Annotated in this window: 21 protein-coding genes; 18 read left to right on the forward strand and 3 right to left on the reverse strand. The window is 59.5% G+C overall.

Annotated elements, in window-relative coordinates; translation table 11 throughout:
- Positions 1 to 47: 47 nt before the first annotated feature.
- A complete protein-coding gene (locus BMS17_RS25720; protein WP_046032125.1) occupies positions 48 to 1,331 on the forward strand; it encodes an arsenic transporter in 1,284 nt (427 codons plus the stop codon).
- A gap of 129 nt (positions 1,332 to 1,460) precedes the next feature.
- Here the strand turns inward: BMS17_RS25720 and BMS17_RS25725 are convergent, their stop codons facing one another.
- The gene (locus tag BMS17_RS25725) at positions 1,461 to 2,411 is read right to left on the reverse strand and encodes a DUF1853 family protein (protein WP_046032126.1); all 951 of its coding nucleotides are present in this window, start codon (positions 2,409 to 2,411) and stop codon (positions 1,461 to 1,463) included.
- 108 nt (positions 2,412 to 2,519) lie between these two features.
- On the opposite strand from BMS17_RS25725, the gene BMS17_RS25730 reads away from it, so the two are divergent.
- From BMS17_RS25730 to BMS17_RS25770, 8 genes are all read left to right on the forward strand, one after another.
- A complete protein-coding gene (locus BMS17_RS25730; RefSeq protein WP_027923400.1) occupies positions 2,520 to 3,410 on the forward strand; it encodes an NAD(+) kinase in 891 nt (296 codons plus the stop codon).
- Entirely contained in the window at positions 3,407 to 4,381 is a 975-nt protein-coding gene (locus BMS17_RS25735; RefSeq protein WP_371916741.1) for a metallophosphoesterase, read from the forward strand. The genes BMS17_RS25730 and BMS17_RS25735 overlap by 4 nt, the downstream gene beginning before the upstream one ends.
- Entirely contained in the window at positions 4,378 to 5,247 is an 870-nt protein-coding gene (locus BMS17_RS25740) for a rhomboid family intramembrane serine protease (RefSeq protein ID WP_046032128.1), read from the forward strand. Before BMS17_RS25735 ends, BMS17_RS25740 begins: the two co-directional genes overlap by 4 nt.
- A gap of 33 nt (positions 5,248 to 5,280) precedes the next feature.
- Positions 5,281 to 5,541, forward strand: coding sequence for a YeaC family protein (locus BMS17_RS25745; RefSeq protein ID WP_046032129.1), 261 nt, complete (start codon positions 5,281 to 5,283; stop codon positions 5,539 to 5,541).
- The gene (locus tag BMS17_RS25750; protein ID WP_046032130.1) at positions 5,538 to 6,368 is read left to right on the forward strand and encodes a DUF2797 domain-containing protein; all 831 of its coding nucleotides are present in this window, start codon (positions 5,538 to 5,540) and stop codon (positions 6,366 to 6,368) included. Before BMS17_RS25745 ends, BMS17_RS25750 begins: the two co-directional genes overlap by 4 nt.
- A gap of 10 nt (positions 6,369 to 6,378) precedes the next feature.
- The gene (gene pepN, locus BMS17_RS25755; protein WP_077432071.1) at positions 6,379 to 9,036 is read left to right on the forward strand and encodes an aminopeptidase N; all 2,658 of its coding nucleotides are present in this window, start codon (positions 6,379 to 6,381) and stop codon (positions 9,034 to 9,036) included.
- A 1,287-nt stretch (positions 9,037 to 10,323) separates the two neighbouring features.
- Positions 10,324 to 11,376, forward strand: coding sequence for a YCF48-related protein (locus BMS17_RS25765; protein ID WP_046032133.1), 1,053 nt, complete (start codon positions 10,324 to 10,326; stop codon positions 11,374 to 11,376).
- Between the two features lie 25 nt (positions 11,377 to 11,401).
- The gene (locus BMS17_RS25770; protein WP_046032134.1) at positions 11,402 to 13,777 is read left to right on the forward strand and encodes an RND family transporter; all 2,376 of its coding nucleotides are present in this window, start codon (positions 11,402 to 11,404) and stop codon (positions 13,775 to 13,777) included.
- Positions 13,778 to 13,954: 177 nt separating this feature from the next.
- Here the strand turns inward: BMS17_RS25770 and BMS17_RS25775 are convergent, their stop codons facing one another.
- Both BMS17_RS25775 and BMS17_RS25785 read right to left on the reverse strand, forming a co-directional pair.
- On the reverse strand, positions 13,955 to 14,674 hold the full coding sequence (locus BMS17_RS25775) for a FadR/GntR family transcriptional regulator (protein ID WP_046032135.1): 720 nt from the start codon (positions 14,672 to 14,674) through the stop codon (positions 13,955 to 13,957).
- 187 nt (positions 14,675 to 14,861) lie between these two features.
- On the reverse strand, positions 14,862 to 16,598 hold the full coding sequence (locus BMS17_RS25785; RefSeq protein ID WP_077432073.1) for an IlvD/Edd family dehydratase: 1,737 nt from the start codon (positions 16,596 to 16,598) through the stop codon (positions 14,862 to 14,864).
- Positions 16,599 to 16,791: 193 nt separating this feature from the next.
- On the opposite strand from BMS17_RS25785, the gene BMS17_RS25790 reads away from it, so the two are divergent.
- From BMS17_RS25790 to BMS17_RS25825, 9 genes are all read left to right on the forward strand, one after another.
- Positions 16,792 to 18,114, forward strand: coding sequence for an MFS transporter (locus BMS17_RS25790; protein WP_077432074.1), 1,323 nt, complete (start codon positions 16,792 to 16,794; stop codon positions 18,112 to 18,114).
- A 144-nt stretch (positions 18,115 to 18,258) separates the two neighbouring features.
- Positions 18,259 to 19,251, forward strand: a complete 993-nt coding sequence (araD1, locus tag BMS17_RS25795) for an AraD1 family protein (protein WP_046032138.1) — start codon at positions 18,259 to 18,261, stop codon at positions 19,249 to 19,251.
- 10 nt (positions 19,252 to 19,261) lie between these two features.
- A complete protein-coding gene (locus BMS17_RS25800) occupies positions 19,262 to 20,842 on the forward strand; it encodes an aldehyde dehydrogenase (NADP(+)) (protein WP_077432075.1) in 1,581 nt (526 codons plus the stop codon).
- Positions 20,843 to 21,042: 200 nt separating this feature from the next.
- On the forward strand, positions 21,043 to 21,336 hold the full coding sequence (locus BMS17_RS25805) for a DUF5629 family protein (protein ID WP_077432076.1): 294 nt from the start codon (positions 21,043 to 21,045) through the stop codon (positions 21,334 to 21,336).
- The gene (locus tag BMS17_RS25810) at positions 21,329 to 22,498 is read left to right on the forward strand and encodes a lactonase family protein (RefSeq protein ID WP_077432077.1); all 1,170 of its coding nucleotides are present in this window, start codon (positions 21,329 to 21,331) and stop codon (positions 22,496 to 22,498) included. The genes BMS17_RS25805 and BMS17_RS25810 overlap by 8 nt, the downstream gene beginning before the upstream one ends.
- A 156-nt stretch (positions 22,499 to 22,654) precedes the next feature.
- A complete protein-coding gene (locus tag BMS17_RS25815) occupies positions 22,655 to 22,834 on the forward strand; it encodes a hypothetical protein (protein ID WP_046032142.1) in 180 nt (59 codons plus the stop codon).
- Positions 22,835 to 23,045: 211 nt separating this feature from the next.
- Positions 23,046 to 23,171 (forward strand): hypothetical protein, encoded by a 126-nt coding sequence (locus BMS17_RS30815; protein WP_256577230.1) that lies wholly within the window; start codon positions 23,046 to 23,048, stop codon positions 23,169 to 23,171.
- 115 nt (positions 23,172 to 23,286) lie between these two features.
- Positions 23,287 to 23,499 carry a hypothetical protein gene (locus tag BMS17_RS25820; RefSeq protein WP_077432078.1) on the forward strand — a complete coding sequence of 71 codons (213 nt, stop codon included), beginning with the start codon at positions 23,287 to 23,289 and terminating at the stop codon, positions 23,497 to 23,499.
- Positions 23,496 to 23,753, forward strand: a complete 258-nt coding sequence (locus BMS17_RS25825; protein WP_046032144.1) for a hypothetical protein — start codon at positions 23,496 to 23,498, stop codon at positions 23,751 to 23,753. Before BMS17_RS25820 ends, BMS17_RS25825 begins: the two co-directional genes overlap by 4 nt.
- The last annotated feature ends 18 nt before the right edge of the window (positions 23,754 to 23,771 follow it).

The following is a 23,771-nucleotide window of genomic DNA, read 5'->3' on the forward strand; positions in this document are numbered from 1 at the left end:
GTTGCGGCTGAATCGCGGTTTGTTTTTTGCGCACAAGGTTGCTTTGCATGCTGACTGCTTCACTGATTTTCCTGCTGACCATCACGCTGGTGATCTGGCAACCCAAAGGCCTGGGTGTCGGCTGGAGTGCGGTCTTCGGGGCGGTGCTGGCACTGATATTTGGTGTCGTGCAGCTAAGCGATATCCCCATTGTGTGGCAGATCATCTGGAACGCCACCGGCACCTTCGTCGCGCTGATCATCATCAGCCTGTTGCTGGACGAGGCGGGCTTTTTTGCCTGGGCTGCCTTGCATGTGGCCCGCTGGGGGCGGGGCAGTGGACGCAAGCTTTTTGCTTATATGGTGCTGCTTGGTGCGTTGGTGTCGGCATTGTTCGCCAATGATGGCGCGGCGTTGATTCTCACACCCATCGTGATCTCGATGCTGTTGGCATTGCGATTTTCTCCGGCGGCGACGCTGGCGTTCGTGATGGGCGCCGGTTTCATCGCCGACACGGCGAGCCTGCCGCTGGTGGTGTCGAACCTGGTGAACATTGTGTCCGCCGACTTCTTCCATATCACCTTCAATCGGTATGCGGCGGTGATGATCCCGGTCAACCTGGTGAGCGTCGCGGCAACGTTGGCGATGCTGATGTGGTTCTTTCGCAGAGACATTCCCAGGAATTACGACCCCGAGCAATTGGATCATCCTGCCACTGCGATCCATGACAAGGCGACGTTTTACGCCGGATGGGCGGTGTTGGTGATTCTGTTAGTGGGGTGTTTTGCCCTGGAACCGCTGGGCATTCCGATCAGCGCCATTTCTGCGGTGTGCGCCGCGCTGCTGTTGGCAATCGCTGCCCGTGGCCACAAAATTTCCACGCGCAAGGTGATGAAAGAAGCACCGTGGCAGATCGTGATTTTCTCGCTGGGCATGTACCTCGTGGTGTATGGCTTGCGAAATGCCGGGCTGACCGGGTATCTGGCGGGCTGGCTGGACGGGTTTGCACAGTACGGTGTCTGGGGCGCGGCCCTGGGCACGGGTGTGCTGACGGCAATTTTGTCGTCGATCATGAACAATTTGCCGACGGTACTGATCGGTTTGCTGTCGATCGATGCGAGCCAGGCCAGCGGCGTGGTGAAGGAGGCGATGATTTATGCCAACGTCATTGGTAGCGATCTGGGGCCGAAAATCACGCCGATTGGCAGTCTGGCGACGTTATTGTGGCTGCATGTGCTGGAGCGCAAGAGTATCCGGATCGGCTGGGGTTATTACTTCAAGGTCGGGATTGTTCTGACGGTGCCGGTGTTGTTGGTGACGTTGGCGGCGCTGGCGGTGCGGTTGACGATTTAAATCGAGTTGGCCTCATCGCGGGCAAGCCCTGCTCCTACAGGATCGGGTCGATCACGAATTTTGCGATTGACACACGACCCGTACGAGCAAGGCTTGCCCGCGATGGGGCCATATCTGCCACTACCAATCTCAACCACTGCCCGGCACATTCGGCCAAAGATCCGCCACCAGAAACAACCGTTCCGCTTCCTCCCAATCCCCTTCGGTATTTTCGGTCAGGCGCACCATCAACTGCGCCGGGGCCTGGGGTTGGAGGTCGCTCAGCCAGGCGCTCAGTTGTTCCGGGCTCCATGTCTGTTCTGCGGGATAATGCGCCGGCGCCAGCCAGGCATGGCGGGGCAGGGGTTGCCATCGGCCGTAAGGCCGTCGCACGACAAAGTCTGCCCAGTCTTTCTGATGCAGCCAGCTACCGCGCAAATGCTGCGGATGCGCACCGTCGGGTGGCTCGGCGTGTCCGGGCCACGGATACAACAGGTAACCGCCGAGCCACAAGTGCGCACTGAACTGCTGGATATCGAGGGCCGCGAGCACTTCGCGACTGTCTGTACGGGCAGAAATGGGCAGTTGATGCTGAGTCAGGTGTGCCAGTTTGCGGTCCAGCCGATCATGACAACCGGGGCCGAGCCACTGCGCGGTGTCTTGCCCGTTACCATTTTGCGGTCCGAGATAGAGCTTGATCGCCAGTTCCAGGTGATGCACACCGTCGCGGTCGCGCAGCAACATGTCCAGCTCGCCCAGCGTATGCCCTTCACGCCTGATCGGCAGGTTGGCGGCAATCAGCTCGATCCCCGGGGCGTGCCGCACCGCGTATTGCCATAACCGTTCGTAGTACAGGCCTAAACGCCGGGTTCGGGCCTGGGACAGCCAGTGCAACAAGTCATAACTGTCGCGGTCCAGTTGCCGCAACCAGCGCTCCAGGTGTTCCGGTTGTTGCACCCACTCGCTGCCGGCCAGCGGATGACGTTGCGGCCACGGCGTATCGAGGAGCATCGGCGGTGCGAGGATGACCCACGCCAGGTCGCGCACTTCGGGGTGGCGCAACTGATGAGGCAACGTGAGCAAATCGGGAAATAGGATCATCTTGCGAGCATAGCCCTAAACATGAGTACACCCTTGTGGCTGAAAGGATTTTGTCTATCCCGCGCTTTCGCCCATAATCGCCTTTTTCGCCGTCCTTGCAGGAACCCCATGGAGCAATTTCGTAATATCGGCATCATCGGTCGCCTGGGCAGTTCTCAGGTGCTGGATACCGTCCGCCGACTGAAACGGTTTCTGCTCGATCGTCACTTGCACGTGATCCTTGAGGACACCATCGCCGAAGTCCTTCCGGGGCATGGCCTGCAAACCTCGTCACGCAAGATGCTCGGCGAAGTCTGTGACATGGTGATTGTGGTCGGCGGTGACGGCAGCCTGCTGGGCGCCGCCCGGGCGCTGGCCAAGCACAATATCCCGGTGCTTGGCATCAACCGTGGCAGCCTCGGTTTCCTGACCGATATTCGCCCTGATGAACTGGAAGTCAAAGTCGCCGAAGTGCTCGACGGGCACTACCTGGTGGAAAACCGCTTCCTGCTGCAAGCCGAAGTCCGCCGTCACGCTGAAGCCATCGGCCAGGGTGATGCGCTGAACGACGTGGTGCTGCACCCCGGCAAATCGACGCGGATGATCGAGTTCGAGCTGTACATCGACGGCCAGTTCGTTTGCAGCCAGAAGGCCGACGGCCTGATCGTCGCGACGCCCACCGGTTCGACCGCCTACGCGCTGTCAGCGGGTGGACCGATCATGCATCCCAAGCTTGACGCTATTGTGATTGTGCCGATGTACCCCCATACCTTGTCGGGTAGGCCGATAGTGGTCGATGGCAACAGTGAGCTGAAAATCGTCGTGTCCAAAGATATGCAGATTTACCCGCAAGTCTCCTGTGACGGGCAGAACCACTTCACCTGCGCACCGGGTGACACCATCACCATCAGCAAAAAAGCGCAGAAGCTGCGGCTGATCCACCCCCTTGACCACAATTACTATGAAGTCTGCCGGACCAAGCTCGGTTGGGGCAGCCGATTGGGTGGTGGAGGCGACTGATGCTCGATCCCGCGCGTAGCTACGACCTGATCGGTGACGTGCACGGTTGCGCTCTGACCCTTGAGCACTTGCTCGACCGGCTCGGTTATCACAAACAAGGTGGCGTCTGGCGGCATCCGTCGCGCATGGCCGTGTTCGTCGGCGACATCATCGACCGCGGCCCGCGCATTCGCGAGGCGCTGCACATCGTCCATGACATGGTCGAGGCCGGCCAGGCGCTGTGCATCATGGGCAACCATGAATTTAACGCGCTGGGCTGGAGCACCCCGGCGCCACCGGGCAGCGGCAAACAGTTTGTCCGTGAGCACACGCCGCGCCATGCCCGGTTACTGGGCGAAACCCTCAGCCAGTTCGAAGATCATCCCGGCGACTGGCATGACTTCCTGCAATGGTTCTACCAGTTGCCGTTGTTTATCGATGCCGGGCGCTTCCGGGTGGTGCATGCCTGCTGGGATTCGGGCCTGATCGAGCCGTTGCGCGGGCTGTTCCCCAATGGCTGCGTCGATGAGCATTTCCTTCAGGCATCGGCCGTGCCCGGCAGTTTCGCCTGCACCGTGTTCGACCGGCTGCTGCGCGGCACCGACATGCGCTTGCCCCATGGCTTGACCATGACCAGCGGCGACGGTCTGGTGCGTTCGTTCTTTCGCACCAAGTTCTGGGAAGACGACCCGCAAACCTACGGAGACATCGTGTTCCAACCGGACGCATTGCCTGAGCCGGTGGCGCAGACGCCACTGTCTTCCACGGAAAAGAACACGTTGCTGCGCTATGGGATCGATGAGCCACTGTTGTTCGTTGGCCACTACTGGCGCAGCGGCAAACCGGCACCGATTCGCCCGAACCTGGCCTGTCTGGATTACAGCGCAGTGCTCTACGGCAAACTGGTCGCCTATCGCTTGGATCAGGAGACCCGTCTTGATCCGCACAAATTTGTCTGGGTCGATGTCGAACGGCCGGAGGTGCTGCAATGAGTGCTGTTGCCGTATTGCGTCTGCCACTGGCGGTGGACTTGAGCGGGTTCGTCAAATTGCTGCAGCGCATGCAGGTGCCGCATCGCGTCAGCGAAGAGTCGGGCGAGCAGGTGCTCTGGGTGCCGGCCAATATCAGCGAAGACGTGCGCTCGTTGTACGAACGCTTTCCGGCCGGTGATCCCGATCAGCAACTGGACATTCCGGTGGCGCAAACGACCCAACGCCCCGGTTTCGTCGAACAACTTCGCTATGCCAAGGCCACCGCGGCGGTTTTGCTGCTGAGCATCCTAGTCGGCGCGGTGACGTTGTTGGGCGAAAACCTCGACACGATGCGCTGGCTGACCTTCCTCGATTTCCGCGTGGTGGGCGAATACATCCATTTCGTCCCGTTGGCCGACAGCCTGGCGGCGGGGCAGTGGTGGCGCCTGATGACGCCGATGCTGATCCACTTCGGCATCTTGCACCTGGCCATGAACGGCATGTGGTACTGGGAACTGGGTCGGCGTATCGAATCGCGACAGGGCAGCATCAACCTGATCGGCCTGACGCTGCTGTTCAGCCTGGTGTCCAACTACGCGCAGTATTTTTTCAGCGGCCCGACCTTGTTCGGCGGCTTGTCCGGCGTACTGTACGGCCTGCTCGGGCATTGCTGGATCTTCCAGTTGTTGTCGCCGAACCCGGCTTATCGCCTGCCGCGTGGTGTGTTGGTGATGATGTTGGTGTGGCTGGTGCTGTGTATGTCCGGGCTGATCTCGATGATCGGTTTCGGTGAGATCGCCAATGCGGCCCACGTCAGCGGGTTGCTCGTCGGATGCCTGACCGGTTTGTTGGGTGGTTTGTACAACCGCCGTAAACTGGCCGTCTAAACAAGTTACGTATTCAATCGCGCGGAGACCCTGATGTCCTCTTTTAACGAAATGATCAAAAACATCACCCCCGATATCTACCAGAGCCTGAAACTGGCGGTGGAAATCGGCAAATGGTCCGACGGTGGCAAACTCACCGCCGAACAACGCGAGCTGTCGTTGCAAGCGATGATCGCCTGGGAAATCCAGAACCTGCCCGAAGAAGAGCGGACGGGCTTCATGGGGGTGCAGGAATGCGGCTCCAAATCGATTGAAATACCCAATATTCTGTTCAAATCGGATGCCGTCCATTGATCGAGATTGGCCGTGGTGCAATCAGTAAAATGTCGGCGCGTCTTGACGGGTCCGACGTGCAGTACGCATTGCGTCTGGGTGATGTCGAGGTGCCGGTCAATCCATTGATCGGCACTACCGTGCGCCTGGAATACCTGGGGGCGATTCATTGCACCCATTGCGGACGCAAGACCAAAACCAGTTTCAGCCAAGGGTATTGCTACCCGTGCATGACCAAACTGGCGCAGTGCGACCTCTGCATCATGAGCCCGGAGCGTTGCCATTACGACGCTGGTACTTGCCGTGAGCCGGCATGGGGCGAACAGTTCTGCATGACCGATCACATCGTGTACCTGTCCAATTCGTCGGGGGTGAAAGTCGGGATTACCCGCGCTACCCAACTGCCGACCCGCTGGATCGATCAGGGCGCCCGTCAGGCGTTGCCGATCATGCGCGTGTCGACCCGTCAGCAGTCGGGGTTCGTCGAAGACCTGTTCCGCAGTCAAGTGGCGGACAAAACCAACTGGCGTGCGTTGCTCAAGGGCGAGGCGGCGTCGGCGGACCTGGCCGAGGTTCGCGATCAACTGTTTGATAGCTGCGCCGAGGGCCTGAAAACATTGCAGGAACGATTTGGCCTGCAAGCGATCCAGACCATTGCCGACGTAGAAACGCTCGAGATCCGTTATCCGGTCGAGCAGTACCCGGCCAAGATCGTCAGCTTCAACCTGGACAAGAACCCGATTGCCGAAGGCACGCTGCTGGGGGTCAAGGGCCAATACCTGATCTTCGACACTGGCGTGATCAATATTCGTAAATACACGGCTTATCAGCTCGCCGTGCATCAGTAAGGACTCCAGCATGCGCACCGAACAACCGAAGATGATTTACCTGAAAGACTATCAGGCGCCCGAGTACCTGATCGACGAGACGCACCTGACCTTCGAGTTGTTCGAGGACCACAGCCTGGTCCATGCGCAACTGGTGATGCGCCGCAATCCCGAGCGCGGCCCGGGCCTGCCGCCGCTGGTACTGGACGGCCAGCAGCTGGAACTGCTGTCGGTGACCCTGGCTGATCGCGAGCTGAGCGAAAGCGACTATCAGTTGACGGAAAATCATCTGACCCTGCACCCGACCAGCACCACCTTCACGGTCGATACCAGCGTCAAGATCCACCCGGAAACCAACACCGCGCTTGAAGGTTTGTATAAATCCAGCGGCATGTTCTGCACCCAGTGCGAAGCCGAAGGTTTCCGCAAGATCACTTATTACCTCGACCGCCCGGACGTGATGAGCAAGTTCACCACCACGGTCGTCGCCGAGCAGCATAGCTATCCGGTGCTGCTGTCCAACGGCAACCCGATTGCCAGCGGTCCCGGCGAAGACGGCCGGCACTGGGCGACCTGGGAAGACCCGTTCATGAAACCGGCGTACCTGTTCGCGCTGGTCGCCGGTGATTTGTGGTGCGTCGAAGACACCTTCACCACCATGACCGAGCGTTCCGTGGCATTGCGTATCTACGTCGAGCCGGAAAACATCGACAAGTGCCAGCACGCCATGAACAGCCTGAAGAAGTCGATGCGCTGGGATGAAGAAGTGTACGGTCGCGAGTACGACCTGGACATCTTCATGATTGTCGCGGTCAACGACTTCAACATGGGCGCCATGGAGAACAAGGGCCTCAACATCTTCAACTCCAGCGCCGTGCTGGCCCGCGCCGAAACCGCAACCGACGCCGCGCACCAGCGCGTCGAAGCCATTGTCGCCCACGAATACTTCCACAACTGGTCGGGCAACCGCGTGACCTGCCGCGACTGGTTCCAGTTGTCGCTCAAAGAAGGCTTTACCGTGTTCCGCGATGCCGGGTTCTCCTCGGACATGAACTCGGCCACGGTCAAGCGCATCCAGGACGTGGCTTACCTGCGCACGCACCAGTTCGCCGAAGACGCAGGCCCCATGGCTCACGCCGTGCGCCCGGACAGCTTCATCGAAATTTCCAACTTCTACACCCTGACCGTGTACGAAAAGGGCTCGGAAGTGGTCGGCATGATCCACACCTTGCTCGGCGCCGAAGGTTTCCGTAAGGGCAGCGACCTGTATTTCGACCGCCACGACGGCCAGGCCGTGACCTGCGACGATTTCATCAAGGCGATGGAAGACGCCAACGGTGTCGACCTGACCCAGTTCAAGCGCTGGTACAGCCAGGCCGGTACCCCGCGTCTGGTCGTTAGCGAGTCGTACGATGCGGCGGCGAAAACCTACAGCCTGACGTTCCGTCAAAGCTGCCCGGCGACCCCGGACAAGGTTGAAAAACTGCCGTTCGTGATTCCTGTGGAATTGGGCCTGCTGGACGCCAAAGGTGCGGCGATTGCCTTGCGCCTGTCCGGCGAAGCCAGCGCTCAGGGCACGTCGCGGGTGATCTCGGTGACTGAAGCCGAGCAGACCTTCACCTTCGTCGACATCGCTGAACAGCCGTTGCCTTCATTGCTGCGTGGTTTCTCGGCGCCGGTCAAACTGAGCTTCCCGTACAACCGCGATCAACTGATGTTCCTGATGCAGCATGACAGCGACGGCTTCAACCGCTGGGATGCGGGCCAGCAATTGTCGGTGCAAGTGCTGCAAGAGCTGATCGCCCAACACCAGGCCGGCGAAGCCTTGGTGCTGGATCAGCGCCTGGTGTCGGCGTTGCGCACCGTGCTGTCCGACGAGACGCTGGACCAGGCCATGGTCGCGGAAATGCTTTCGTTGCCGGGTGAGGCGTACCTGACTGAAATCAGCGAAGTGGCTGATGTCGATGCGATTCACATTGCCCGTGAGTTTGCTCGCAAGCAATTGGCTGAAGGGTTGTTCGAGGCGTTGTGGCTGCGTTATCAGGCCAATCGCGAGCTGTCGAAGAAAACGCCGTACGTGGCCGAGGCCGAGCACTTCGCTCGTCGCGCGTTGCAGAACATTGCGCTGTCGTACCTGATGTTGAGCGCTAAACCGCACGTGTTGGCGGCGACGCTTGAGCAGTTCGAGGCGAGCGATAACATGACCGAGCGCCTGACGGCGTTGGCGGTGCTGGTCAATTCGTCGTTTGAAGCAGAGAAAACCAAGGCGCTGGCGAGTTTTGCCGAGCACTTCAAGGACAATCCGCTGGTCATGGATCAGTGGTTCAGCGTTCAGGCGGGCAGTGCGTTGCCGGGTGGTCTGGAGCGGGTGCGTCAGTTGATGCAGCATCCGGCGTTCAACATGAAGAACCCGAACAAGGTGCGGGCGCTGGTCGGTGCGTTTGCCGGGCAGAACCTGATCAACTTCCATGCGGCTGATGGTTCCGGGTATCGCTTCCTGGCGGATCTGGTGATCGAGTTGAACGGGTTTAATCCGCAGATCGCTTCACGCCAGTTGGCGCCGCTGACTCGCTGGCGCAAGTATGACGATGCGCGTCAGGCGTTGATGAAAGGTGAGCTGGAGCGCATTCGTGCTTCGGGTCAGCTGTCCAGCGATGTGTTTGAAGTGGTCAGCAAAAGCCTGGCTTGAGGCTGGCTTTGATCCCACGGGTTCACTCGGAACCTGTGGGGCTGGCTTTTCTGCCGTGGCGGCCTTTGGGCCGACCATGTTCTTGTTCGTTGTGTACATATCCGTTGCTGCGGTAACGGCCACTTAGGGTTTCGCCCTTACGGCGACTCACTTTTTTTTCAAACGCCAAAAAAAAGTAAGCAAAAAAAGGCTCGCCCCGAGCGTCCGGCCCCTCGCTGGGGCTCGGCGTTCCTTCGCTCCGGTATCCCTCCGGGGACACTGCCCTCCGGTCGGCTTCGCTTCGACCTACATGCAGCGTGTTCGACTGCGTCGAACGGCGCTACGCGCCACTCCCCGGATGAACACCTCCACTCAGCCTCCCGAAGGGGCGGGTGGATCAAGATCAAAAGCTGCAGGCGAGCTAACGCTCGGCCTGGTGAGTGGTGAGGGGCAAGAGCGGGTGTGGGGTGTTTTGCTTTTTGTGGGAGCGGGCTTGCCCGCGATGGCGGCCTGACAGCCGACCGATCTCTTGCCGGTGTACACATTCCCTGTGGGAGCCGGGCTTGCCCGCGATGGCGACCTGCCGGCAGACCAGTCTCTAACAGACGACCCCCGGTCCAATTGTAGGAGCGAGCCTGCCCGCGATGCTTTTGGCTTTTGGCTTTTGGCTTTTGGCTTTTGGCTTTTGGCTTTTGGCTTTTGGCTTTGGCTTTGGCTTTGGCTTTGGCTTTGGCTTTGGTTTTGGCTTTTGATCTTGATCTTGATCTGCTTTTGATCTTTCGCCCCTTCGGCAGGCCGAGCGTAGATGTTCATCAGGGGGTTAGGCGCGTAGCGCCGTGCGGCGAAGCCGCACACATCGAGAGGAGGTCGTCGCGAAGCAGACCGTAGGCGATGCCCCCTGATGGATACCGGAGCGAGGGAACACTGAGCTTTAGCGAAGTGCCGTACGCCGGGGCGAAGCCTTTTGCTTACTTTTCGGCGTCTGGAAAAGTGAGTCGCTGTAAGAGCGAAACCGCCAGAAGCCGTTACCGCAGAAACGGATATGTACTCCGAGCACTAACCAAAGAAAGGCCAATCACCCCACCTAATAGCCAATCATTCAGCCAAACCACATGTATCTCAGGTTAACAAAACATAACGTGGCGTCGATTGTCAGACCTTTCCAAACCCCGATAGGATAAGCCAGCTTCCGAAGGGGCTCTAGATTGCGCGTTTCAGGACTCAACTCCAAAACAGCCAATCGCAACAAGCTCCCTTACGGCGCCCTGAAAGGTTGAATGACCTAACAATAATAATGGGGGAAGGTCTATGAGTGAGCCTGTCATGGGTGTGGGTATCTGCCGCCCGCCGGCATTACGCAAAATCGCGTTGCTGGCTACAGCGCTCTCGCTGTTGGGCTGTGCCGTGTTGTCGGCACCAGTGCTGGCCGCCGCAGCGCCAGCATCCGATACCGTATATGCCATCGAATCGGCCAAGGCTGCCAAAAGCCTGATGCTCGATGTCGTCCACGCCGGCAAGCGCCTGGTGGCGGTCGGGGATCGTGGGCATATTTTGTATTCCGATGACCAGGGCGCGACCTGGGCTCAAGCCAAGGTGCCGACCCGCGCACTGCTGACGTCGGTGTTTTTCGTCGATGACAAACACGGTTGGGCCGTCGGTCATGACGCACAGATCCTCGCCAGCGAGGACGGCGGCGTCACCTGGACCAAGCAATTCGAAGATTTGAAACGCGAAGCGCCATTGCTCGACGTCTGGTTCAAGGACGTCAACAGCGGCTTTGCCGTGGGCGCGTATGGCGCACTGCTGGAAACCACCGACGGCGGCAAACACTGGGAAGACGCCAGTGACCGCCTGGATAACGAAGACCAGTACCACCTCAATGGCATCGCATCTGTAAAAGATGCCGGGCTGTTCATCGTAGGCGAACAGGGCAGCATGTTCCGCTCCGCCGATTGGGGCCAGACCTGGGAAAAACTTGAAGGCCCGTACCAAGGCTCGCTGTTCGGCGTGATCGGTACGGCGCAAGCCAATACGCTGCTGGCTTACGGCCTGCGCGGCAATCTCTACCGCTCCACGGATTTCGGCAGCACCTGGGAACAGGTTGAGCTGAAAGCCGCTCGCGGCGCGCTGGAGTTCGGGTTGTCCGGCGCAACGCTGCTCGACGACGGCTCCATCGTGATCGTCGGCAACGGCGGCTCGGTGATCCGCAGCAACGACAACGGCGAAACCTTCAGCGTGTTCAACCGTCCGGATCGCATTTCCGTTTCGGCAGTCACGGCGGCGGGCAACGGTAATCTGATTCTGGCAGGACAGGGCGGCGTTCGCGCTACTTCGCCAACCGGCTCAGAGCTGGGCAAATAATAAGAAGGGCGGAGCTATGACATCCATGACAAGTCATCACCAAGACAAGGCGACGTTTCTTGAGCGCCTGATTTTCAACAACCGCCCGGCAGTGATCACGATCTGCCTGTTGGTCAGCATTTTCCTGTTCTGGCAGGCGACGCTGATCCGGCCATCCACCAGTTTCGAAAAAATGATCCCGCTGGAGCATCCCTTCATTCAAAAGATGATGGAGCACCGCAACGATCTGGCGAACCTGGGCAACACGGTACGAATTTCCGTAGAAGCCACTGACGGCGACATCTTCTCCAAGGAATACATGGAGACCCTGCGTCAGATCAACGACGAGGTGTTCTACATTTCCGGCGTCGACCGTTCCGGCCTCAAGTCGCTGTGGAGTCCGAGCGTGCGCTGGACCGAGGTGACAGAGGAGGGCTTCGCCGGTGGTGAAGTGATCCCGCAGAGCTATAACGGGTCGCAGCAAAGCCTTGATCTGCTGCGAAACAACGTCCTCAAGTCCGGACAAGTCGGGCGTCTGGTGGCCAACGACTTCAAATCGAGCATTGTCGATATCCCGCTGCTGGAGTCCTACCCGGACCCGCAGGACCAGGGCAAGTTGCTGGCACTGGACTACCGTCAGTTCTCCCACCAGCTGGAAGAAAAGATCCGCGACAAGTTTGAAAAGCAGAACCCTAACGTGCAGGTCCACATCGTCGGTTTCGCCAAGAAAGTCGGCGATCTGATCGATGGCCTGGTCATGGTGGTGATGTTCTTTGGCGTTGCCTTCATCATCACGCTGATCCTGCTCTACTGGTTCACCAACTGCATGCGCAGCACCGTGGCGGTACTCAGTACCACGCTGGTGGCGGTGGTCTGGCAGCTTGGGTTGATGCACTTCTTCGGCTTCGGGCTTGACCCGTATTCGATGCTGGTGCCGTTCCTGATCTTCGCCATTGGTATTTCCCACGGCGTACAGAAGATCAACGGTATTGCCTTGCAATCCAGCGAGGCCGACAACGCGCTGACCGCTGCGCGACGCACGTTCCGTCAACTGTTCCTGCCGGGGATGATCGCGATCCTTGCGGATGCGGTGGGTTTCATCACGCTGCTGATCATTGATATCGGTGTGATTCGTGAACTAGCCATCGGCGCGTCCATCGGCGTGGCGGTGATCGTGTTTACCAACCTGATCCTGCTGCCGGTGGCGATTTCCTACGTCGGTATCAGCAAGCGCGCCGTTGAACGTAGCAAGAAAGACGCACACCGCGAGCACCCGTTCTGGCGCCTGCTGTCGAACTTTGCCAGCCCGAAAGTTGCGCCGGTGTCCATCGTGCTGGCCTTGCTGGCCTTTGGTGGCGGCCTCTGGTACAGCCAGAACCTGAAAATCGGTGACCTCGATCAGGGCGCACCTGAACTGCGTCCGGATTCGCGCTACAACAAGGACAACAACTTCATCATCAGCAACTACTCCACCAGTTCCGACGTGTTGGTGGTGATGGTCAAGACCAAGGCTGAAGGCTGCTCACGCTACGAAGCCATGAGGCCCATCGACGAGCTGATGTGGAAGATGCAGAACACCGAGGGCGTGCAGTCGGCGATCTCTCTGGTGACCGTGTCCAAGCAGATGATCAAGGGCATGAACGAGGGCAACCTGAAATGGGAAACCCTGTCGCGTAACCCGGACGTGTTGAACAACTCCATCGCCCGTGCCGATGGCCTGTACAACAACAGCTGCTCCCTGGCACCCGTGCTGGTGTTCCTCAACGATCACAAGGCGGCGACCCTTGATCGCGCCGTCCATGCGGTGCAGGACTTCGCCAAGGAGAACAACAAGGACGGCCTGGAATTCATCCTCGCCGCCGGTAACGCAGGGATCGAAGCGGCCACCAACGAGGTGATCAAGGAGTCCGAGCTGACCATCCTGATCCTCGTCTACATCTGCGTTGCGACCATGTGCATGATCACCTTCCGCTCGTGGGCGGCGACCTTGTGCATCGTCTTGCCTCTGGTGTTGACGTCGGTACTTGGCAACGCCCTGATGGCCTTCATGGGCATCGGCGTGAAAGTCGCGACCCTGCCGGTGGTGGCGCTGGGTGTGGGGATTGGCGTGGACTACGGCATCTACATCTACAGCCGCCTGGAAAGTTTCCTGCGTGCCGGCCTGCCGTTGCAGGAAGCCTATTACCAGACGCTCAAGTCCACCGGTAAAGCCGTGCTGTTCACCGGTTTGTGCCTGGCCATCGGTGTGTGCACCTGGATCTTCTCGGCCATCAAGTTCCAGGCTGACATGGGCCTGATGCTGACCTTCATGCTGCTCTGGAACATGTTCGGTGCGCTGTGGCTGCTGCCTGCGCTGGCCCGTTTCCTGATCAAACCGGAGAAACTGGCCGGGCAGAAGGGCAACTCGCTGTTCGCTCACTGATCCTTGCCTGAAATAAAAAAGCCGCAACCTTGGTTGCGGCTTTTTTACATCCCGAATTCAACACTAACCCCTTGTGGGAGCGGGCTTGCTCGCGAGGGCGGCGTATCAGTCGATATCAATATTGAATGATGAACCGCATTCGCGAGCAAGCCCGCTCCCACATTGGATTTGTGGTGATTATGAGGGATCGCTGCCTAGCACCACATTCAACGCACTACGCGCATCATCGAGCTGCACCAGCGTCGCGTGCCGTGCGCCGAGCGCATCGCGATTCTCGATGGCGGTGAGGATTGCCTTGTGCCGGGGCAGCGCCAGTTCATGCAGGTTCGGCCGCTGGTTGGAATGCTTCAACGCTTCGGCAATCGCAACTGACAGCATGTTGCACAGGTTGGCCAACAGATCGTTGTGGGTGGCGTCGGCGATTCGGCTGTGGAAATCCAGATCGGGTTGCAGCAGTGCTTCCGGAGTCGGGGCGGCTTCCATGCGTTGGTAGGCTTCACCGATGGAGGCGATGTCCGCATCGGTCGCGAACTGCGCGGCGAGGGCAGCTGCAGCGGGTTCGATGATGGCGCGAACACTGGTCAGCAGGTCGAAAAATTGATTCTGCGGGCTGCTCTGCATCAGCCAATGCAGCACGTCGGGGTCGAGCATGTGCCAGTCTTTGCGCGGCTTGACCACAGTGCCGACGCGTGGACGCGAATACACCAGGCCTTTGGCGACCAATACTCGGGTGGCCTCTCGCAGTACCGGGCGGCTGACCGCGTACTCCTCACACAGCAGGGCTTCGGCGGGCAGTTTGTCGTCCGGTTTGAAGCGCCCGGAAACGATCTGCATGCCCAGCTCCTGGACAATGCGCGAGTGCATGCTTTTACGGTCGGAGGGTTTGCGGTAATCCATGGGGAACGGCGCGATCCTGTGCGATGGAGGTGTCGCGCATGATAGCAGGCGCGACGGGATCTTGAGTCGGGTGGAGGTCAAATGTGGGAGCGGGCTTGCTCGCGAAAGCGGTGTGTCAGACAACATCAATGTTGAATGCACAACCGTATTCGCGAGCAAGCCCGCTCCCACATTTGGATCGTGGTGATCAGTGAGAGTGGCGCGGCACTTCAGCCCCGCGGCAGCCCACCAGGAAGTCAAAGTCGCAACCCTGATCCGCCTGCAGCACATGGTCGATGTACAACTGACGATATCCGCCAAGGATCATCTGTTGCGGTGGTTGCAGGTCCGCCATCCGCGCCGCCAGTTCAGCATCCGGAATATCCAGGTGCAAACGCCCGCTGGCACAGTCCAGCTCAATCCAGTCACCTTCTTTCACCGCGGCCAACGGCCCGCCTGCCGCCGCTTCCGGCGCGACGTGCAACACCACGGTGCCATACGCGGTGCCACTCATGCGCGCATCGGAAATGCGCACCATGTCGGTCACGCCTTGCGCCAGCAGCTTGGCCGGCAAACCCATGTTGCCGACTTCAGCCATGCCCGGATAACCCTTGGGGCCGCAGTTTTTCATGACCAGAATCGAGTTGGCGTCGACGTCGAGCTCCGGATCGTTGATCCGCGCCTTGTACATGTCGAAGTTTTCAAACACCACCGCGCGCCCGCGATGCTGCATCAATTCTGCCGTGGCTGCGGACGGCTTGAGCACCGCACCCAGTGGCGCCAGGTTGCCGCGCAACACGCAGATGCCGCCGTCGGCGCGGATCGGGTTGTCGAGGGTGCGGATCACCTCGTCCTGGCCGTAAATTGGTGCGTCTTTGGTGTTCTCGCCGAGGGTCTTGCCGTTGACGGTCAAGGCATTCGGATGCGGGATCAGGTTGGCTTCACCGAGACGGCGCAGCACGGCGGGCAGGCCGCCTGCGTAGTAGAACTCTTCCATCAGGAAGCGCCCGGACGGTTGCAGGTCGACGATGGTCGGCATGCCGCGACCGATGCGGGTCCAGTCGTCCAGTTCCAGGTCGACGCCGATGCGGCCGGCGATGGCTTTCAAATGGATCACCGCGTTGGTCGAACCGCCGATGGCGGCGTTGACGCGGATGGCGTTTTCGAAAGCTTCTTTAGTGAGGATTTTCGACAGCTTCAAGTCTTCGCGAACCATCTCCACAGCACGCATGCCGGACATGTGCGCCAACACATAACGTCGAGAATCAACCGCCGGAATCGCCGCGTTGTGGGGCAGGGAAGTGCCCAGTGCTTCGGCCATGCAGGCCATGGTCGATGCCGTGCCCATGGTGTTGCAGGTGCCCGCCGAGCGGGACATGCCGCCCTCGGCCGCGAGGAAGTCGTCGAGGGTGATGGTGCCGGCTTTCACTTGTTCGCTGAGCTGCCAGACCACCGTGCCGGAGCCAATGTCCTGGCCCTTGTGCTTGCCGTTGAGCATCGGACCGCCGGTGACGACAATCGCCGGCACGTCGCAACTCGCTGCGCCCATCAACAATGCCGGGGTGGTTTTGTCGCAACCGGTCAGCAGTACCACGCCATCGATCGGGTTGCCGCGAATCGCTTCTTCGACGTCCATGCTCGTCAGGTTGCGGGTGAACATGGCGGTCGGGCGCAAGTTGGATTCGCCATTGGAGAACACCGGGAATTCAACCGGCCAGCCACCGGCCTCGATCACCCCACGCTTAACGTGCTCCGCGATCTGGCGGAAGTGCGCGTTGCACGGGGTCAATTCCGACCAGGTATTGCAGATGCCGATGATTGGCTTGCCCTGGAACTGGTGGTCGGCGATGCCCTGATTCTTCATCCAGCTGCGGTACATGAAGCCGTTCTTGTCGGCGGTGCCAAACCATTGGGCGGAGCGCAGGGTGGGTTTCTTATCAGACATGATCGATTCTCTTATTGTATGACTATATTGTTGCGGCTACGGCGTAACATAAGCGCAAATTCGCCGGTTTGGAAGTGTTGTTGAGTAAATAGTAATACTATATAGTCGATTTCAACGGAGGGTTGGCCCTGGTGATTTTTGGCGAGAGGCGGCCCCCGAGGTTCTATAACAACAACAATCGGAGACCGATCTCATGAGCCAGGAACTGCGGCTTATCCGCCGCATCACGCTGAAACTGATTCCCTTCCTGATCCTGCTGTACCTGATCGCCTATGTGGATCGCTCCGCCGTAGGCTTCGCCAAGCTGCACATGGGCGCCGACATCGGCCTCGGCGACGCCGCTTACGGTCTAGGTGCCGGGCTGTTCTTCATTGGTTATTTCCTGTTTGAAATCCCCAGCAACCTGATGCTCGATCGCTTCGGTGCACGTCGCTGGTTCGCGCGGATCATGATTACCTGGGGCGCGATCACCATCGGCATGGCGTTCGTACAGGGACCGCAGAGCTTTTACGTGATGCGCTTTCTGCTCGGTGCGGCGGAAGCCGGCTTCTTCCCGGGCGTTCTGTACTACATCACGCAGTGGTTCCCGATTCGCCATCGCGGCAAGATCCTCGGTCTGTTCATCCTTTCCCAACCCATCGCGATGATGGTCACCGGGCCGGTGTCCGGTGGCTTGCTCGGTATGGACGGGACGCTCGGTTTGCACGGTTGGCAGTGGTTGTTCATCGTCATCGGTACACCGGCGATCCTGCTGACCTGGCCGGTACTGCGTTACCTGCCTGATGGTCCGCAACAAGTGAAATGGATGGACCAGGCCGAGAAGGACTGGTTGTCCGGCGAGTTGAAAAAGGACCTTGAGGAATACGGCCAGACCCGTCACGGCAATCCGCTGCACGCGCTCAAGGACAAACGTGTGTTGCTGCTGGCGCTGTTTTATCTTCCGGTGACGTTGAGCATTTATGGCCTGGGCCTGTGGTTACCGACGCTGATCAAACAGTTCGGTGGCAGTGACCTCGTCACCGGTTTCGTTTCAGCAGTGCCGTACATCTTCGGCATCGTCGGTTTGCTGATCATTCCGCGCAGCTCCGACCGTTTGAATGACCGTTACGGTCACTTGGCCGTCCTGTACGTACTGGGCGCCATCGGCCTGTTCCTCAGTGCCTGGCTGACCGTCCCGGTGTTGCAACTGGCGGCGCTGTGTCTGGTGGCGTTTGCGCTGTTTTCCTGCACGGCGGTGTTCTGGACCTTGCCGGGCCGATTCTTTGCCGGGGCCAGTGCCGCGGCCGGGATCGCCTTGATCAACTCGGTGGGCAACCTTGGCGGTTACATCGGTCCGTTCGTGATCGGTGCGCTGAAGGAGTACACCGGCAACCTCGCGTCGGGGCTGTATTTCCTGTCCTGCGTGATGGTGTTCGGGTTGGTGCTGACCGGCGTGGTCTATCGGTTGCTGGAGCGCAAGCATGTGCTGCCGGCTGATCAGTTTGCCGCCAGTGCGCGCGGCGCAACCCGTTCCTGACACAAAACCTGTAGGAGCAGAGCTTGCTCGCGATGGCGGCAGAACATTCAGCATCGATGTCATCTGTCAGGCCCCAATCGCGAGCAAGCTTTGCTCCTACAGGGGGTTAGCGGTGTTTTGAAGAATTGTTTACAGGAGAAAACCATGCGTTTGGTTCAGTTCGAATTGAGTAACGGCGAGCGTCGCGTCGGCGTCGTCGAGGGCGGTCTGGTGCGTGAAGTGCAGGATGCGCACACAGTCCGCGACCTGGCGTTGGCAGCAATTGAGGCGGGCACTGATCTGGCGCAACAGGTGAAAGTCCTCGGCCTGGGCATCAGCCACGACTACGCCGAGTTGCTGGCCACGTTGCGTATCCTGCCGCCACTGGATCACCCGGACGCGGCACACATGCTGGTCAGCGGTACGGGCCTGACCCACTTGGGCAGCGCTTCGGCCCGGGACAAGATGCATCAACACGCCGGTGACGAAGCGGCCATGACCGACACCATGCGCATCTTCAAATGGGGCGTGGAAGGCGGAAAACCGCAAGCAGGGCAGGCCGGTGTGCAACCGGAATGGTTCTACAAGGGCGACGGCAGCATCGTCGTTCGGCCGGGCAAGCCGTTCCCGCTGCCGCCCTTCGCCGAAGACGCGGGCGAAGAGCCGGAACTCGCCGGCCTCTACGTCATCGGCCACGATGGCAAGCCTTATCGCCTTGGGTTTGCGGTCGGTAACGAGTTCTCCGATCACGTTATGGAGCGAAAAAATTACCTGTACCTGGCGCACTCCAAATTGCGCAGTTGCAGTTATGGTCCGGAACTTCGCGTCGGTGATTTGCCGCCACACTTGGCCGGCACCAGCCGCATCCTGCGTGACGGTGAAGTGCTGTGGCAGAACGAGTTTCTCAGCGGCGAAGCCAACATGTGCCATAGCCTGGAAAACCTTGAGTACCACCATTTCAAATACAGCCAGTTCCTGCGCCCGGGGGACGTGCACATTCATTTCTTCGGCACCGCGACGCTGTCGTTTGCCGATGGCATCCGCACCCGACCGGGTGATGTATTCGAAATCAGCCAGGCCGAATTCGGCGCACCGCTGATCAACGGCATTGCGCCGGTTGAAGCGGCATTTGAACCCGGCACCGTTGGCAGCCTTTAAGGAGATCCCTATGACCCAGATCCTTGGTCACAACTACATCGGCGGTCTGCGCAGTGCGACGGGCACCGTCAAACTCCAGAGCGTCGACGCCACCACGGGCGAGACCTTGCCTCATGAGTTTTATCAGGCCACCGAGCAAGAAGTGGATGCCGCCGCCACGGCTGCCGGCGCCGCGTATCCGGTCTTTCGCAGCTTGAGTGCCGAGCGACGGGCGCAGTTTCTGGACGCCATCGCCGATGAACTCGATGCCCTCGGCGATGACTTTGTCGCCGTGGTCTGTCGTGAAACCGCGCTGCCCGTCGGGCGAATCCAGGGCGAACGCGGTCGCACCAGTGGCCAGATGCGGTTGTTCGCCAAAGTGCTGCGCCGTGGTGATTTTTACGCTGCGCGAATCGACAAGGCGTTGCCCGAGCGCACACCGTTGCCTCGCCCGGACCTGCGCCAATACCGCATCGGCGTCGGCCCGGTCGCAGTGTTTGGTGCCAGCAACTTTCCCTTGGCGTTTTCGACGGCTGGCGGCGACACCGCCTCGGCCCTGGCGGCGGGTTGCCCGGTGGTGTTCAAGGCGCATGGCGGTCACATGGCCACCGCCGAATGGGTGGCTGACGCGATACTGCGCGCCGCGGAAAAAACCGGCATGCCGGCCGGTGTGTTCAACATGATCTACGGGGGCGGGGTCGGCGCAGCGCTGGTCAAGCATCCGGTGATTCAAGCGGTGGGCTTTACCGGCTCGCTGAAGGGCGGTCGCGCCTTGTGCGACATGGCCGCCGCGCGTGCGCAACCCATCCCGGTATTCGCCGAGATGTCGAGCATCAACCCGGTGATCGTTTTGCCACAGGCGCTGGAAGCCCGGGCGCAAACCATCGCCCGTGACCTGACGGCATCGGTGGTTCAAGGCTGTGGTCAGTTCTGTACCAATCCGGGGCTGGTGATCGGCATTCGTTCGCCGCAGTTCAGTGCGTTCGTGCAGCAAGTTGCCTGGATGATCAACGATCAGCCGGCGCAAACCATGCTCAATGCCGGAACCTTGAGCAGCTATGGCCAGGGTCTGGAAAAACTTAACGCTCACCCCGGTATCACCCATCTGGCGGGCAGCTCGCAACAGGGCAAGCAAGCTCAGCCACAACTGTTCAAGGCTGACGCCAGCCTGTTGATCAGCGGCGACGAAGTCTTGCAGGAAGAAGTGTTCGGCCCGACCACGGTGGTGGTGGAAGTGGCTGATCAGGCGCAACTCAACACAGCGCTGAAGGGGCTCCATGGGCAACTGACGGCGACGATCATTGGCGACCCGGCGGACTTTGAACAGTTCGGCGAGTTGACGGCGCTGCTGGAGCAAAAGGTCGGACGGATTCTGCTCAACGGTTATCCGACCGGTGTGGAAGTCTGCGATGCGATGGTCCACGGCGGGCCGTACCCGGCAACGTCGGATGCGCGCGGCACGTCGGTGGGCACCTTGGCGATCGACCGTTTTCTGCGCCCGGTGTGCTTCCAGAACTACCCGGACAGCCTGTTGCCGGAGCCGCTGAAGAATGGCAATCCGCTGCGTATCCAGCGGTTGGTGGATGGGCAACCGTCCCGGGAAGCGCTGTAGCTGATCGTTCCCCCCCTGTGGGAGCGGGCTTGCCCGCGATGGCGGACTGACAGCCAGCATTGATGTTGAATGTTAAATCGTAATCGCGGGCAAGCCCGCTCCCACATTTGTTCTGTGTTGAGCCGGCGTTTTGCGGTCGGCACTGGGCTGCCCGCGCTTTGAGCTATCATTGCGTTTTTCCCATTTAAAGATTGATCGCCATGACTGCCGTAACCGACACCTTGCTTGAAACCCTCGAACACTGCGACATGGTGGAAATCGACGGGTTGCACGCATTCGAATTTGCCCTCTATGAAGACGACAACCTGCACATCGAATGCATGGACGGCCGAGCGGCCAAGCATTGGGAGTTCACTCCGGCGCAGGTTCAGGCGGCAACCTTCGATCCGACCCTGCAAAGCTGGGTGATCACTGGTGATTCCGGCGAGCACCGCCTGGTGTGCTTGACCGCTATTGGTGGTCATGACGACGATGATGAGCCGGAGGATGCGTAATCTCTGGCCCCTGTTGATGGCCGGCAGTATCGGCGCGATGGGCGTTCAAGCCGCCTCGACCGACGGCTATCAGTTGCTCGTCGGTTCCTACACGGCCGGGCAGAGCCAGGGGATTTATCGCCTGAACTTCGACAGCTCGACCGGGCAGATCAACGCCCGGCCACTGCAAGTGGTCAACAGCGAAAACCCTTCGTGGCTGACCCTGGCCAAGGATCAGCGTCACCTGTTCGTGGTCAACGAAAACGGCCCGGGGCAGAAAGACCCGGTCGGGCGCGTCAGCAGTTTTGCGATCGATCCCAAGACCCATGCGCTGAGCCTGATCAATCAGGTGCAAAGCCTGGGCAATGAGCCGACGCATTCAAGCCTCAGCGGTGATGCCAGTCATTTGTTTGTCAGCAACTACTCGGTAGCTGAAGATCCAGGCGGCACGCTCGCGGTGTTGCCGGTGGGCGCTGATGGCACGCTGAAACCGGTGGTGCAGATGAGCAGTCATCCCGCGAGTCGGGTCAATCCCGAGCGGCAGCTGTCGGCTCACGTGCATTCGACCGTCTCCTCGCCGGACGGCCACTACGTGTTCTCCAATGACCTGGGGGCAGACAAGCTCTTTGTTTACCGCTTCGACCCCAAAGCCAATCCGGACCTGCCATTAACGCCTGCAACGCCTGCGTTCGTGCCGTTGCCGCCGGGCAGTGGGCCGCGTCATTTGCTGTTCAGTGCCGATGGCAAGCACGCTTGGCTGACCATGGAGATGAGTGCGCAGGTGGCCGTGTTCGATTACAAGGACGGCACACTTGAGCAAACACAAATGATCGACCTGGCGGCCGGCCAGCCTGTGTCCGATAAAGCAGCCGCGGCGCTGCATGCTTCGGCGGATGGCAAATTCCTCTATGTCAGCAACCGTGGCACCGCCAATCAGCTGCTGGTATTCGCCATCGACCCTGCGACCGGCCACCTGAAGGAACTGCAACGTCGCTCAGTGGAAGGTGATCATCCGCGTGAGTTCAGCCTCGATCCCAGTGGCCATTTCGTGTTGATTGCCAATCAGAAAAGCAACCAGATTGTCGTCGTCGAACGCGATGCCAAGACCGGTTTGCTGGGTAAAACCGTGCAGAAATTGCCGATGGACGCACCCAGCGATCTCAAGTTCCTGCTGCGTCAATAGGCCGCAGGCCCCGGTTCAAGGGGCCTGCATCCTTCTATTAATGCTGCTGATATCTGCTAATGCTACAAAGCATTTCAAGATGCCGAGCCTCGAAGGTTAAGTTTGCTTCACGGCCCCACCGGGCAAGCAAGCCAACTGAACACGAGGAATACCGCCATGAACTTCAATCTCTTCTCCGTTATCGCCGCTTCTGCCATCTCTGCCTCCGTTGCGCTGCCAGCCAGTGCCAACGTTGAAATCAGCGACAAAAAATCCCACGCCCAGAGCTACACCCAGAAATACCTGCAACAGAGCGCCAACTTCTACGCCGCCCTGGATCACAAAACCCAACACTGAAATTTCAGCCCTGCACCTTTTATGCAGGAGCGAAGTCACTGACGTCGATCAAGCTGAACAGCTTCGAGAAACCTGAGTGATGTCGCTCCTGCATAGCGCGTTTACGACAGCATCACATTGCCATTAACGTGCGCCTTGATATCACATGGCCATATGTTTAGATTGGACGCTGCCTTTTTCAGTCCAATTCTAAAAACAAGGGATCGATAGCATGGCGATGCGTCTGGCAGTGGTTCTTCTTTTCCTCTATTCCGCCCCCATTTCTTCGACTGCCCAGCCCGTTCCAGACGAGCCGGATGCGGCCCGTGAGCGCTTGATGAGTTTTATCGAAGACTGAAATAGACGGGTTTAATGATCAACGAAGCTGATGGTCACTATGGATAACCCTGAGTGGTTGCTACGGCTTTTTTGATTGATTCTGTGCGCATCGACACATGCCCACGGAGATCACCATGGCCCGTTCAATCCTCACTTCTGCCAAACACGGCGCCTACCTGGCCATCGGTCTTTACGTGGCGATGGTGTTGGTCTTCAGCCTCTCGGCTCAATCGCACTACACCACCGACGCGCCGATTCAGGTCGCTTATCCCGCCATCCAGTTCGAACACCGTGCGCAAAACGCAGGGGTTGAACACGCAGAGCTGGCGGGAGTGGTCGGGGCATGAAAGGGCGCAATCTCTGGGTGATTGCCTTCCTGGCCTTCATCACCAATGGATTTTCGTTACTGGGAATAGGGCAGGGCTCAGTAGGTTCCGTGGCACGCTCGATCGAGGCCAAACACGACCTCTCTCGCAACATCGAAACGCAAAAGGCCATGGGGCTGCTGGCCGGCAATCCGCCGATCAAACGCCAGGTCGATTTCTTCGGGCCGTTCCAGGTGGACTGCTCGGTGTTGCAGATGTGTGAAGTGTTCGCCTGAATCCCCCAGACAACGCGA

The organism is Pseudomonas sp. C9 (assembly GCF_002000165.1).
GTDB lineage: Bacteria > Pseudomonadota > Gammaproteobacteria > Pseudomonadales > Pseudomonadaceae > Aquipseudomonas.

Bases quoted from the DNA above. Each gene is read 5' to 3' on its own strand.
- BMS17_RS25720 (WP_046032125.1), top strand. From the start codon at position 48: ATGCTGACTGCTTCACTGATTTTCCTGCTGACCATCACGCTGGTGATC.
- BMS17_RS25725 (WP_046032126.1), bottom strand. From the start codon at position 2,411: ATGATCCTATTTCCCGATTTGCTCACGTTGCCTCATCAGTTGCGCCAC.
- BMS17_RS25730 (WP_027923400.1), top strand. From the start codon at position 2,520: ATGGAGCAATTTCGTAATATCGGCATCATCGGTCGCCTGGGCAGTTCT.
- BMS17_RS25740 (WP_046032128.1), top strand. From the start codon at position 4,378: ATGAGTGCTGTTGCCGTATTGCGTCTGCCACTGGCGGTGGACTTGAGC.
- BMS17_RS25745 (WP_046032129.1), top strand. From the start codon at position 5,281: ATGTCCTCTTTTAACGAAATGATCAAAAACATCACCCCCGATATCTAC.
- pepN (WP_077432071.1), top strand. From the start codon at position 6,379: ATGCGCACCGAACAACCGAAGATGATTTACCTGAAAGACTATCAGGCG.
- BMS17_RS25765 (WP_046032133.1), top strand. From the start codon at position 10,324: ATGAGTGAGCCTGTCATGGGTGTGGGTATCTGCCGCCCGCCGGCATTA.
- BMS17_RS25770 (WP_046032134.1), top strand. From the start codon at position 11,402: ATGACAAGTCATCACCAAGACAAGGCGACGTTTCTTGAGCGCCTGATT.
- BMS17_RS25775 (WP_046032135.1), bottom strand. From the start codon at position 14,674: ATGGATTACCGCAAACCCTCCGACCGTAAAAGCATGCACTCGCGCATT.
- BMS17_RS25785 (WP_077432073.1), bottom strand. From the start codon at position 16,598: ATGTCTGATAAGAAACCCACCCTGCGCTCCGCCCAATGGTTTGGCACC.
- BMS17_RS25790 (WP_077432074.1), top strand. From the start codon at position 16,792: ATGAGCCAGGAACTGCGGCTTATCCGCCGCATCACGCTGAAACTGATT.
- araD1 (WP_046032138.1), top strand. From the start codon at position 18,259: ATGCGTTTGGTTCAGTTCGAATTGAGTAACGGCGAGCGTCGCGTCGGC.
- BMS17_RS25800 (WP_077432075.1), top strand. From the start codon at position 19,262: ATGACCCAGATCCTTGGTCACAACTACATCGGCGGTCTGCGCAGTGCG.
- BMS17_RS25805 (WP_077432076.1), top strand. From the start codon at position 21,043: ATGACTGCCGTAACCGACACCTTGCTTGAAACCCTCGAACACTGCGAC.
- BMS17_RS25810 (WP_077432077.1), top strand. From the start codon at position 21,329: ATGCGTAATCTCTGGCCCCTGTTGATGGCCGGCAGTATCGGCGCGATG.
- BMS17_RS25815 (WP_046032142.1), top strand. From the start codon at position 22,655: ATGAACTTCAATCTCTTCTCCGTTATCGCCGCTTCTGCCATCTCTGCC.
- BMS17_RS30815 (WP_256577230.1), top strand. From the start codon at position 23,046: ATGGCGATGCGTCTGGCAGTGGTTCTTCTTTTCCTCTATTCCGCCCCC.
- BMS17_RS25820 (WP_077432078.1), top strand. From the start codon at position 23,287: ATGGCCCGTTCAATCCTCACTTCTGCCAAACACGGCGCCTACCTGGCC.
- BMS17_RS25825 (WP_046032144.1), top strand. From the start codon at position 23,496: ATGAAAGGGCGCAATCTCTGGGTGATTGCCTTCCTGGCCTTCATCACC.